General features: G+C 64.6%; 8 protein-coding genes. 1 reads left to right on the top strand and 7 read right to left on the bottom strand.

Annotated elements, in window-relative coordinates; genetic code table 11:
* Position 1: 1 nt before the first annotated feature.
* The 7 genes from MSIMFI_RS04065 to MSIMFI_RS04035 form a co-directional block, all read right to left on the bottom strand.
* Positions 2 to 1399, bottom strand: coding sequence for a nitrate/nitrite transporter (locus MSIMFI_RS04065; protein ID WP_191496230.1), 1398 nt, complete (start codon positions 1397 to 1399; stop codon positions 2 to 4).
* A gap of 246 nt (positions 1400 to 1645) precedes the next feature.
* Positions 1646 to 2191, bottom strand: coding sequence for an aminoglycoside N-acetyltransferase AAC(2')-Ic (gene aac(2')-Ic, locus MSIMFI_RS04060; protein WP_186241275.1), 546 nt, complete (start codon positions 2189 to 2191; stop codon positions 1646 to 1648).
* Positions 2192 to 3082 (bottom strand): 5-oxoprolinase/urea amidolyase family protein, encoded by an 891-nt coding sequence (locus MSIMFI_RS04055; protein ID WP_396819395.1) that lies wholly within the window; start codon positions 3080 to 3082, stop codon positions 2192 to 2194. It abuts the gene before it with no gap.
* Positions 3083 to 3116: 34 nt separating this feature from the next.
* Complete coding sequence (locus tag MSIMFI_RS04050; protein WP_191496228.1) at positions 3117 to 3779, bottom strand: 5-oxoprolinase subunit B family protein; 663 nt, start codon at positions 3777 to 3779, stop codon at positions 3117 to 3119.
* 89 nt (positions 3780 to 3868) lie between these two features.
* Positions 3869 to 4849, bottom strand: coding sequence for an ABC transporter substrate-binding protein (locus MSIMFI_RS04045; protein WP_191496227.1), 981 nt, complete (start codon positions 4847 to 4849; stop codon positions 3869 to 3871).
* Between the two features lie 107 nt (positions 4850 to 4956).
* Complete coding sequence (locus MSIMFI_RS04040) at positions 4957 to 8562, bottom strand: hydantoinase B/oxoprolinase family protein (RefSeq protein WP_191496226.1); 3606 nt, start codon at positions 8560 to 8562, stop codon at positions 4957 to 4959.
* A gap of 261 nt (positions 8563 to 8823) precedes the next feature.
* Positions 8824 to 10059: a DNA polymerase domain-containing protein gene (locus tag MSIMFI_RS04035; protein ID WP_191496225.1), complete on the bottom strand. Its 1236-nt coding sequence runs from the start codon at positions 10057 to 10059 to the stop codon at positions 8824 to 8826.
* A gap of 68 nt (positions 10060 to 10127) precedes the next feature.
* Between MSIMFI_RS04035 and fadD2 the strand changes: the two genes are divergently transcribed.
* Positions 10128 to 11807 (top strand): long-chain-fatty-acid--CoA ligase FadD2, encoded by a 1680-nt coding sequence (gene fadD2 / locus MSIMFI_RS04030; protein WP_191496224.1) that lies wholly within the window; start codon positions 10128 to 10130, stop codon positions 11805 to 11807.
* Positions 11808 to 12385 lie beyond the last annotated feature (578 nt).

Raw genomic sequence — 12385 nt, 5'->3', positions numbered from 1 at the left:
ATCACACCTGGGCTGATACGCATTCAGCTTTCGTCTGGGGGATGTTTACTGCCGAAAATGGCCTTCGTACATACATCACCCAGGTTAGGAGCGCAGCAACGACATACGAGGCCATGAACAACCAGTACGCCGACGTCTCCGTGCCGCTGCGGAGGTAGGACTCGCGCAGCGCCAAGTTGATGCCCACTCCGCCGAGTGCGCCGACCGCCGCACAGAATCCGATCAGCGACCCAGACATGGCGCGCGACCAGTGGCGGCGTTCCGCCTCGCTGATATTCAATCGGCGACTTCGTGCTTCAAAGATCGACGGGATCAGCTTGAACACCGATCCATTGCCCATGCCGGCAAGAATGAACAAAGCAATGAATCCAACGACGTAGCCGATCAGGGTGACGGCACTCGTGCTGGCGCCGTTGTCGTCCAGGGTGCTGATGCCGACCAGCAGCCCGGCTGCCAGAATCATGCCGCCCAGCACGCCGAGGGTGACGCGGCTGCCGCCGATGCGGTCGGCCAGCCGCCCACCATATATCCGGGCCAGCGAACCCAATAACGGTCCAACAAAGGCGATCTGCGCGGCGTGTAGCGACGCGTGCTTCACACTTTCGCCGCCCGCCTCAAAATTGACCTGCAGCACCTGGCCGAACGCGAATGCAAACCCGATCCAGGAGCCAAAGGTGCATATGTAGAGCAGCGAGATTACCCAGGTGTGACGCACGAAAAGGATGGAACGCATGGTGTTTGCCTCGATGCCATGATCGAGGTTGTCCATGAACAGTGCCGCCGCGATCCCAACGATTGCCAATAGCACCAGGTAGACCGCGCAGACCCAATACGGCGCTTCGTGGCCCGCGGTTGCGAGCACCAGCAGGCCGACCAATTGGATCACCGCGACGCCCAGATTGCCGCCGCCGGCGTTGACCGCAAGCGCCCACCCCTTGAGCCGCTGTGGGTAGAACGCGTTGACGTTGGCCAGCGATGCCGCGTAGTTGCCGCCGCCAAGGCCGGTCAGCGCCGCGCACACTACATACGGCCACAGCGGTAGCCCGGGGTTGGCCAGCAGCACGATGGTTCCCACGGTCGGGATCAGCAGCACGAACGCCGAGAATGTTGTCCAGTTGCGGCCGCCGAATTTGGCGATGCCCAAGGTGTAGGGGATGCGCACGCAGCCGCCGACCAGAGTGGCTACCGCACCTAGCAGCAGCTTGTCGCCCGAGGTAAGGCCGTACACGGATGCCGGCATGAACAGCGTCATCACCGACCACAGGGACCAGATCGAAAAACCTAGGTGGTCGCCGGCCACCGTGCACAGCAGATTGCGCCGAGCGATCTTGTTGTTGCCGGCTTCCCACGCCGCGGAGTCTTCAGGATTCCAGTCCGCGAGGTGATGGTTTCGCCCCATACGGTCTTCGCCTTTCGTGGCCGATCCATAGAACGGGTTGTGTCCGAATCGATGTGATGCTGGCCGATGTGCTGGCCCGGTGGGCGCCTCAAGATGAACAGTCGTGCAGCCCCGCGTGTTTCGATGCTCACATCGATGATGGAATACAGTCAAATCGATTGGGGCAATATCGGCTGAAAGTTGAATCCCAGTTCTCTGGTAGGTCGCTGACAGATCAATTCTTGTGGCGTGCACCACAAATGCGGGTTACCAGACATCTCCTGCGCGCCAATCGCACATCAGCTCCGCGGAGGTATCTAGCTCGATGTCGACTGGCAATACGAAGATAGTTCCGTCGTCGTCGGGTGTGCGCATCGGACCGGTCGGAGCCAGCACCGACGTCGGGCCGAGCCAGGGCAACCAGCCGCGCGATGCGTAGAGCCCGCGAGCCCGTGCCGAGGAGCTGAGCGCTCCGAGTTGGTAGGCGCCGCGCATTACCTGTTCGACCCCGTCCAGCAGCGCCCGCACCAGCCCCTGGCCACGCCAATCCTCCCGTACCGCAACACCTTCGACGTAGCCGCACCGCAGCGCTCTGTCGCCGTATATCAGGCGGCGCTGCACCACCGCAGCATGCGCGATGATCGCGCCGTGATGCCAGATCAGGGCATGCATCCCGCCGAGTGTGTGCTCCCAGTCCGTCTCGGTGAAGTCGCCAGCGAAGGCACCGGTGACCATCTCGCGGATGCCCTGACGAGTCTCGCTGTCGAGATCGGCGGTGTGGACCAGGCGAGCCGTGTGTACCTGTGGGTGCAATTAGGACCGGGTTCCCACCCGAGAGCGCGGCCGCGCCCAGTGCATCCGCACATACTGGCCGGGCCGCACCTGGGCGACCTTGTCGATGTCCTCGTCGACCACGACGCCGACGACAGGGTAGCCGCCGGTGATCGGGTGATCGGGGCCCAGGATCACTGGTAATCCATTGGGCGGCACCTGAATCGCGCCACGGGTAGCGCCCTCACTGGGCAATTGACGGTTTGGGTCGCGATATTGCATCGGGCGGCCTTCCATTCGCATGCCCACCCGGTCGCTGCGGCTGGATGCCATCCAGATCGTGTGCACCAAGGCATCGGGATCGACGAACCAATCGTCGCGCGGCCCGGGAACCACCATCAGTTCAACTAGATGCGCGGCAATTGCGGGCACCGGGGCCTGGTCGAGTTCTGGGTAGTCGTCGGTGTGTTCGCCGACCGGAAGTACATCACCGGCCTGCAGTGGCAGTGGTCCGATCGCCGACATCACGTCGTAGCTGCGCGACCCCAGCACCGGCGTGACGGATATCCCGCCGCGCACCGCCAGGTACGACCGCAGGCCGGCGCACGGGGTGCCCAGTGAGATCACCTGGCCATCGCGGACATGGTGAATGCTGTTGGTGCCAAACAATTTTCCGTTCACGGTTGGGTCGGTATCGGCGCCCGTCACTGCGATATCGACGTCACCGCCGCGCACCCGCGCCGCGAAGCCGCCGAAGGTCACTTCGATGGTGGCACGGTCGCCGGGATTGGCGACCAGCCGGTTGGCCAGCGTGTGCGAGCGGCGGTCGGCGGCACCGGACCGGCCGACGCCGAGGTGAGCCAGGCCCGTCCTGCCGAGATCTTGGACGACGGCCAGCGGTCCACTATGCAGGATTTCCAGAGTTGTTGTCACGGCCATCCTCCTCTTCGGGCTCGCCAACTGTCGATTACGCGGCCCGGAACCGGACCCAGGTGCCCTGGGTAAGCAGCGCCGGGTTGGGTCGGTCGATATCCCACAGGTCGGCGTCGGTGTGGCCGATGATCTGCCACCCGCTGGGCGATTGGCGTGGATATATGGCGCTGAATTCGCCCGCGAGGGCGACCGAACCGGCCGGCACCAACGTCCGCAGCTCGGCCCGACGCGGCACCCGCAGACGCGGGTCACCGCCTAGGAGGTACGCGAAACCCGGAATGGCCCCGCTGAAGCCCACGCGCCAGGGGGTGCTGGTGTGGGCGTTGATGACTTGTGCGGTGGTCAGGCCGGTTTGGCTGGCGACCTCGGTGAGGTCTGGGCCGTCGTAGACGACGTCGATCACCACGATGTCCTGGTGATCCGCCGAACCGGTGGCGTCAGGGTTAACCCGCAACTTGCGCATCCGCTGCCGGGTGACCCCCTGGTAGCGGGGTTCGTTGAGCTTGACCAGCACGGTGCGTGAGGCCGGGACTATATCGACCACGCCGGGTAGCGCCGCCTCACGCAACGCCGCTGTCCATGCCAATACGTCAGCGGTGCTGTCACATTCCAGCATCAGCGCTTGGTCGCCGTAATCGAGAACCGGGCACGTCAGCGGGTCCGTGGTCGGTTCCATTGAGAGATCCGTCACACTCATTCTTCGACGGTAACGCCGGAATCCGAGGGTCGGCCAGGATTTTCGAGGTCTGCCAGAGGTGCCTTAGCAAACGCTCATGAGCCCGGCAATTACCCCAGGATCTTCGCGATCAACGGGGGTAGTTGATCGGCCACCACGGGATAACTCAGCACGGACGAGAAGGCGATCGCCCCGGCTTGGTCCTTGGTGGTGAAGATGTGGCGGTTCTCCGCGGTCGCCCGCGACGCCGCGACCCCCCGGGCGGCCAGCAATGCCTGTTGTTCCTCCGGACTCTCCGTGGTCCCGATCAATACGTCCGCCGAATCAAGGACCGCTTTGATGTGATCGCGCGGGATGACGGCGCGGTGATCGCTGCCAAAGGGCTTGATGCTGTCGGCGATGACGAGGCCCATCTGGTTCAAGAAATCGGTCCGCCAGCCCGCCATGGTTGCGACTACCGTGCCTTGCCAGAGCTGGCCCTGCATCAGTAGCGCCTTCTTGCCCTTCCATTGCGGATTCCGCTGACCGATGTCGGCGAATTTCCGGTCGACGGCGTCGATCAGCGACTTCATTTGGTCCGCCTGGAATACCGCCTGGCCGATCGCGGTGGCCTGGTCCTTCCACGGTTCAAAAAAAGCGTCGCCGTCCGACTGCGCGACGGTCGGGGCGATCGCGGAAAGCTTTTGATAGGTATCGGCGTCGAGGCCGGCATTGATGGCCACGATCAAGTCGGGTTTCAGGCCGGCGATCTGGTCGATTTGAATTCCGTTATCCAGGTTCAGGACTACCGGTTGCGCCGTGCCGAGCTTGGGCTGGGCCCACGGCCACACCGCGAACGGCTGGTCACCGAACCAGTTGGTCACGGCGATGGGCACCACTCCCAGCGCGAGCAAGTCGTCCTGTTCGGTGTATCCGGCGCTGACCACGCGCTTGGGTGGTTCCTTGATGACGGTCTGGCCGAACAGGTGGGTGATTGTGACCGCCCCGCCGCCCGCGGTGCCCGGCGCCGGCTTCGGCTTAGAGCATGCCGCGAGCAGCCCTGCAGCCGCGGCGACCTGCAAGAACACCCGCCGATTCCATCGCTGTTGCACCGCGTGAGAGTAGCGCGTTTCCGATCCGCGCCTGCACCAACGGGCCGCTCGACCCCTCAGCGCAAATAGCACGCCGTCGTCAGCCGCGGTGCGTTCCCAGATGGTGGTCAAACGGGCGTGCCGTATCCGCCGCCGCCCGGGGTTTCGATCACCAGCGTGTCGCCGGGTCCGACCTCCGCCGAGTCACACCCGGCCAGGTCGACCGTGCTGCCGTCGGCGCGTTCCACTCGGTTGCGTCCCAGTTTCCCGGGTGAGCCGCCGGCCATGCCGTAGGGCGGAACCCGCCGATGACCGGACAACGTGCTCACGGTCATGGGCGCGGTGAACTCGATCCGACGGACCGCTCCGTCACCGCCACACCACCGCCCGGCGCCACCGCTGCCACGCCGAATGGCGAACTCCTGCAGCAACACCGGAAAACGCGATTCGAGCACTTCGGGATCGGTGAGCCGGGAGTTCGTCATGTGCGTCTGCACTACCGGCACCCCGTCGAACCCATCGCCGGCGCCGGAGCCGGACCCAACGGTCTCGTAGTACTGGTGCTGGTCGTTACCGAAGGTGACGTTGTTCATCGTCCCGGATCCCTCGGCCTGCACACGCAGCGCGGCGAACAGAGCGCCGGTGATTGCTTGCGAGGTTTCCACGTTCCCGGCGACAACCGCGGCCGGGTAGGTCGGCGCGAGCATCGAGCCTTCCGGCACGACGATGCGCAACGGTCGCAGGCAACCGTCGTTGAGTGGGATGTCGTCGGCGACCAGAGTGCGGAACACGTAGAGGACCGCTGCGTTCACCACCGACGAAGGCGCGTTGAAGTTGGTGCTCAGTTGGGGCGAAGTCCCGGTGAAGTCGATGATCGCGCTGCGGGCGGCGCGGTCGACGGCGACGCGAATGGCGATCGTGGCGCTGGAATCCATGCGGTAGCGGTATTCGCCATCATCGAGCCGATCGATGACGCGGCGGACCGCCTCCTCGGCGTTGTCCTGGACGTGGCGCATGTACGCCTGCACAACATCGAGTCCGAAATGATCGATCATCTTGGCGACCTCGTCGACGCCCTTTGTGTTGGCGGCGATCTGCGCACGGAGATCGGCGAGGTTGGTGTCGGGATTGCGGGATGGGAACGGCGCCTCGCTGAGCAGCCGCCGGGTCTCGGCTTCGCGGAACTGCCCGTCTTCCGCGAGGAGCCAGTTATCGAACAGCACGCCCTCTTCGTGGATCTGGTGACTGTCGGCGGGCATGGAGCCGGGGGTGATCCCGCCGATTTCGGCATGGTGTCCTCGGGACGCGACGAAAAAAAGGATCCGCTGACCCGGGTCGTCGAACACCGGGCTCACGACGGTGACATCCGGCAGGTGGGTGCCGCCGTGGTAGGGGTCGTTGACCGCGTAGACGTCGCCGGGATTCATAGTGCCGTGGCGACGGCGGATCACCTCCTTGACAGTGGTGCCCATCGAGCCGAGATGCACCGGGATGTGCGGTGCGTTGGCGACGAGGTTGCCGTCCGGATCGAACAACGCGCACGAAAAGTCCAGGCGCTCACGGATATTCACCGACTGTGCGGTGGCCTCCAATCGGAAGCCCATCTGCTCGGCGATCGACATGAACAGGTTGTTGAAGATCTCCAGCAGCACCGGGTCGGCTTTCATTGCTTGAGTGCTCGCATCGAGCTGCGCGAGGGCGACCACCCGCTCGACGGGCAGATGCCCGTAGGGGGTCATCGCGGCCTGCCAGCCGTCGTCGACGACGGTGGTCGCGTTGGCCTCAGCGATGATGGCCGGGCCGGTCACGGTATGCCCAGTCTTCATCCGATCTCGATGGCGCAGCGGGGCTTCGCGCCACGATCCGCCCGCGTAGACCCGCACCGTTTCCGGTGAGTCGGGGTCGTCGGCGCCCCGGTCGCCGAGATGGGATAGGTCGGGTTGCTCGGTGAGCCCGGTTGCCTCGACTGAGACCGCTCCGGCGATCAGCGGACGGTCCATCAGGAAGGAATACGTCGCATGGTGACTCGCCTCGAACGCCGCTGTCATTGCGTCGAGGTCTGCAAGTTGGACAGGGACCGCTGTGTCGGTTCCGTCGTAGCGTAGGTGCACTCGGCGAACGACCCGGATCCGCTCAGCCGGGATGCCCTCATCGACCAGCTCGGTACGAGCTGTCTGCTCGAGGGAATCCGCGACGGCGGCCAACCTCTCCAAGGCGGCGGATTCGAGCCGGATCTCGACGGACTGCTCGCGCATCGCGGTCGTGTCTGCCAGACCGATCCCCAATGCGGAAAGCACACCAGCCATGGGCGGGACGAGCACCGTGCGGATACCCAGCGCATCCGCAACCGCGCACGCGTGTTGCCCGCCGGCGCCGCCGAATGTGGTCAGCACGTACCGCGTCACGTCGTGTCCCTTTTGGACGGAGATTTTCTTGACCGCGTTGGCCATGTTCGCCACCGCGATCCGCAGAAACCCCTCGGCGACCTGCTCCGGCGACCGGTCGTCACCCGTGCGCGCCCGGATGTCGGCACCCAGTTCGGCGAAGCGGCGCCGCACGATCTCCGCATCCAGCGGCTGGTCGCCGCCGGGACCGAACACGGCCGGGAAGTGCGCGGGCTGGATGCGGCCGAGTATCACGTTGGCATCGGTGACGGTGAGTGGACCGCCGCCGCGGTAACAAGCCGGGCCGGGGTCGGCCCCCGCCGAGTCCGGGCCGACCCGGTATCGGCTGCCGTCGAAATGCAGGATCGACCCGCCGCCCGCGGCCACCGTGTGGATGTCCAGCATGGGAGCGCGCAACCGGACCCCAGCCACTTGCGCGGTGAACACACGCTCGTACTCGCCGGCATAATGCGACACGTCGGTGGAGGTGCCGCCCATGTCGAAGCCGATGACGTGATCGAATCCGGCCAGGGCTGACATCCGCACCATGCCGACTATGCCGCCGGCCGGGCCGGACAGAATAGCGTCCTTGCCGCGGAAATGCCCGGCCTCGGCGAGGCCTCCGTTGGACTGCATGAACATCAGTCGCACGCCAAGCATCTGGTCTGCCACCTGGTTGACGTAGCGGCGCAGCACCGGGGACAAGTACGCGTCGACCACGGTGGTGTCCCCGCGCGGGACCAGCTTCATCAACGGGCTGACCTCGGACGACAGCGAGATGTGGGCAAAGCCGATCTGCTCGGCCAGCTCGCCGATCTCTCGTTCGTGTGTCGGGTACAGGTAACTGTGCGCGCACACCACCGCGACCGAACTGATCCCATCGGCATGGGCCTGCCGCAGTTGCGCGCCCAGTGCCTTGAGATCGGCTCCCCGCAGCACTGTGCCGTCGGCGGTGATCCGCTCGTCGACCTCGACGACGCGCTCGTACAGCATCTCGGGCAGCACGATGTGTCGGTCGAAGATGCGTGGCCGATTCTGGTAGGCGATGCGCAGCGCGTCGTGGAAACCGCGGGTTATCACCAGCAGCGTGCGCTCACCCTTACGCTCCAGCAGGGCGTTGGTTGCGACGGTGGTGCCCATCCGCACCGCGTTGACTTGTGCGACCGAACCGGGCACGCCCTCGGCGGTTCCGAGCAGCTGACGGATTCCGGCCACCGCTGCGTCGCGGTAGCGTGCCGGGTTCTCCGAGAGCAGCTTGTGCGTAAGCAAGCGTCCGTCCGGTCGGCGCGCCACGATGTCGGTGAACGTGCCGCCCCGGTCGACCCAGAACTGCCATCCCGCAACAGCCACCCGCACTCCCTTTCCCGGCTCCTCACGCTACGTTAGGAGGCTCCTGTAGGTGTTAGCGGTGGACGCTGCCGGTGAGCATGACTGGGCCAAGCACGGTCATGTCGCGTTTGCGCGGGTTGATGGCGTCAGCGGGAGTCGAACAGAGCGCCTGCCAGCTTCCAAGTGAAGGCCATCATCGCTGCCCCGCAGCTCGGACACGCCGTGTGACGATTCAGGGCGCGGAGAAAGTTTAGTGCTCAATGCCCCGCGGCTCAGCTCGCGTTACCTCGGCCACGGGCTGTAATCGGCGATCAACTCCTCCTGCGGCGGACGCTCGCCGGCCGGTACGTGCTGCAGATTGATCCTGATCCGGTACCAGATCGAACTCGGCCCACGCATGCCGTCGACGAGGACATCGGCGGGCTGCAGCCGATCGGCCACGGCGGGGTAGCGGTCGCGCCAGGTGTCCAGCGCCGCCATCGCCTCGTCCTTGGTCTTGGTGCGGGCGATCTCGATGAGCGGCATCTTGGATTGGCGGCGTCCGGTCTTTGGGCCGGCTCCTCTGGGAGCCTTTTCAGGCGGACCCATTTCCTCGGCGAGGGTCAGCAACCGATCAAGTTCACCGACGGCGTCATCCATCCCGTCCCAGGGGTCACCCATTTCGGCGAACCGAGAGGGCACGGTGGCGATGGTGAACGCCTCCGGACTGCAGTCGGCGACCTCATCCCAATGCAGCGGTGTGGATACTCGCGCATCCGGGGTGGCGCGCACCGAGTAGGCGGATGCGACGGTGCGATCTTTGGCGTTCTGATTGAAGTCGACAAACACCCCTTCGCGTTCTTCTTTCCACCAGCGGCTGGTTGCCGCGTCGGGCAGGCGCCGCTCGACCTCACGTGCAACGGTTTGGGCGGCCAGCCGCACCTGGCGGAACGACCAGCGCGGAGCGATCCGGGCATAGACGTGAAAGCCTCGTGAGCCGGAGGTCTTGGGCCACGCGACCAGCCCGTAGTCTTCCAGCACCTCGCGGGCTACCAGCGCGACCTCGATGATCCGCTGCCAGGTGACCCCGGGCATCGGGTCCAAGTCGATCCGCAGTTCGTCGGGGTGGTCGAGGTCGCTGGCGAGCACCGGATGCGGATTGAGGTCGACGCACCCCAGGTTGATCACCCACGCCAGTCCGGCCGCGTCATGGATGACGGCCTCTTTGGCCGATGTGCCGGATGCGTACCGCAGTTCGGCAACGTCCACCCAAGCGGGCCGTTTCTCCGGTGCGCGCTTCTGAAACACCGCCTCTTCCGAGATGCCCTTGACGAAGCGCTTCAAAATCATCGGCCGGCCGGATACGCCGCGCAGCGCCCCGTCGGCGACGGACAGGTAGTACCGGACCAGGTCCAGCTTGGTTCGACCGGCCCGGCCGTGGCCACCACCTGGATTGGGAGCGGCGGGGAAAATCACCTTGTCCGGATGGGTAACCGTGACCTCGCGTCCGGCCACCTCCAGTGACACCGGATCGGACATAGGAGTCCATCGTAATTCCGGGGACACTTCCTGACCGCATTGCGACGGCCGTCACATATTGTGTGGCTATGCCTAACCTCAGTGACCTGCCCGGGCAAACTGTCGCCAAGATTCAGCAGTATGTCGAACGTGGCGCCGCCGAACTGCACTATCTGCGCAAGATCATCGAATCGGGCGCGGTCGGGGTGGAACCGCCGCTGAACTACGCCGCGATGGCAGCCGATATGCGCAAGTGGGGCGAGTTCGGCATGCTGCCGGCGCACAACGCCAGGCGCAACCCCGACGGCTTGGCTCTCATCGATGAAGAGGGCACGCTCACCTACAAGGAGTTCGACGACGCCGCCCACGCGTTGGCCAATGGCCTTCTTGCCAAGGGCGTTCGCGGCGGCGACGGCGTCGCCATCCTGGCACGTAACCACCGCTGGTTCATCATCGCCAACTATGGCGCCGCCCGGGTTGGCGCCCGCATCATCTTGCTCAACAGCGAATTCTCCGGCCCGCAAATCAAAGAGGTCGCCGAGCGCGAGGGCGCCAAGGTGATCATCTACGACGATGAGTACACCGACGCCGTCAGCAAAGCCGAGCCGAAGCTGGGTAAGCTGCGGGCGCTTGGCGTCAACCCCGACGCCGACCAGCCGTCCGGCAGTACCGATGAAACGCTGGCCGAGCTGATCGCGCGCAGCAGTAGCGCACCCGCCCCGAAAGCCAGCAAGCACGCGTCGATCATCATCCTGACCAGCGGCACGACCGGCACGCCGAAGGGTGCTAACCGCAGCACCCCGCCGACGCTGGCGCCGATCGGCGGAATCCTGTCGCACGTTCCGTTCAAGGCCGGCGAGGTGACGTCGCTGCCGTCGCCGATGTTCCACGCACTGGGTTATCTGCATGCCACGCTCGCGATCTTCCTGGGTTCGACGCTGGTGCTGCGGCGCAGGTTCAAGCCGCCGCTGGTGATTGAAGACATCGAGAAGCACAAGGCGACCTCCATAGTGGTGGTGCCGGTGATGCTGTCGCGAATCCTCGACGCGGTCGAGAAGATGAAGAAGAAGCCCGATCTGTCCAGCCTGAAGATCGTGTTTGTATCCGGATCGCAATTGGGCGCCGAGCTGGCTACCCGCGCGCTCAAAGATATAGGCCCGGTCGTCTACAACATGTACGGCTCGACCGAGATCGCCTTCGCCACCATCGCCGGGCCCAAAGACCTGCAGCTCAACGCCGCGACGGTCGGACCGGTCGTCAAAGGTGTCAAAGTCAAGATCCTCGACGACAACGGCAAGGAGCTCCCGCAAGGGGAGGTCGGCCGGATCTTCGTCGGCAACGCCTTCCCGTTCGAGGGCTATACCGGCGGTGGTCACAAGCAGATCATCGACGGGCTGATGTCGTCGGGTGATGTCGGCTACTTCGATGAGCACGGCCTGCTATACGTCAGTGGCCGCGACGACGAGATGATCGTCTCCGGCGGTGAGAATGTGTTCCCGGCCGAGGTCGAGGACCTGATCAGCGGGCATCCCGACGTGGTCGAGGCCACCGCGATCGGTGTTGACGACAAGGAGTGGGGTGCCCGGCTGCGGGCATTCGTGGTCAAGAAGAAGGGCGCCAGCATCGATGAGGACACGGTTAAGCAGTACGTGCGCGATCACCTGGCCCGCTACAAGGTGCCGCGGGAAGTGATTTTCCTCGACGAGCTGCCGCGTAACCCTACCGGCAAGATCCTGAAGCGCGAGCTTCGCGAGATCGACGTCGACTAGCGCTCGGCAATTTGCTGTACATGCGCAAATAGCATCTGCTGATCATAAAGTTTGGCGTTGACTGCATACTGTAATCAGAGCGTACTGACATACGCAAATTTGTATATCAGTACAGCAGTATATGCGCTTTATCGTCGTAATACTGAGACACGCAGCTACTGAATGCAGTATCTCCTGGTTTTTGATCTGCCTAGAATTATTGTGCGCATATATCGCGCATTACTAGACGGATTAAAGGGGCTACTCTAGTAGCTATGAATGCTATTCTTGGATAGAGGATTATTGGAATTAGTGACCATTGCTTTCGAGTCGGTTTCAACATCGTGGAAGGGAGCTGGCACATGTTGATTTCACTGTCTTCGGTTCGTAGCGCGGCAGCTGCTGCGGTGAGCGCCGGCGTGCTGACGGGAGCGGCCCTGTTCGGCGCCGTCCCTGTGGCGCAGGCTGCCCAGCCGCCTACGCCGGCGCCGGGGGTCGCAGCGACCGAGACGCCTACTGGCGCGCCGGTCGTCCCCGCCGTGCTCCCGACCGATCCACAGCACCCGGCCGACCTCGGGCGAGTCGCCGCAATGGACGAC

Source organism: Mycobacterium simulans (assembly GCF_900232995.1).
Lineage (GTDB): Bacteria > Actinomycetota > Actinomycetes > Mycobacteriales > Mycobacteriaceae > Mycobacterium > Mycobacterium simulans.
This window is presented reverse-complemented; position numbering and strand designations above follow the sequence as displayed.

What these genes read in the sequence shown, in the direction of transcription:
- MSIMFI_RS04050 (WP_191496228.1), bottom strand. Translation starts at nt 3,779, where the DNA reads ATGAGTGTGACGGATCTCTCAATGGAACCGACCACGGACCCGCTGACG.
- fadD2 (WP_191496224.1), top strand. Translation starts at nt 10,128, where the DNA reads ATGCCTAACCTCAGTGACCTGCCCGGGCAAACTGTCGCCAAGATTCAG.
- MSIMFI_RS04065 (WP_191496230.1), bottom strand. Translation starts at nt 1,399, where the DNA reads ATGGGGCGAAACCATCACCTCGCGGACTGGAATCCTGAAGACTCCGCG.
- MSIMFI_RS04035 (WP_191496225.1), bottom strand. Translation starts at nt 10,059, where the DNA reads ATGTCCGATCCGGTGTCACTGGAGGTGGCCGGACGCGAGGTCACGGTT.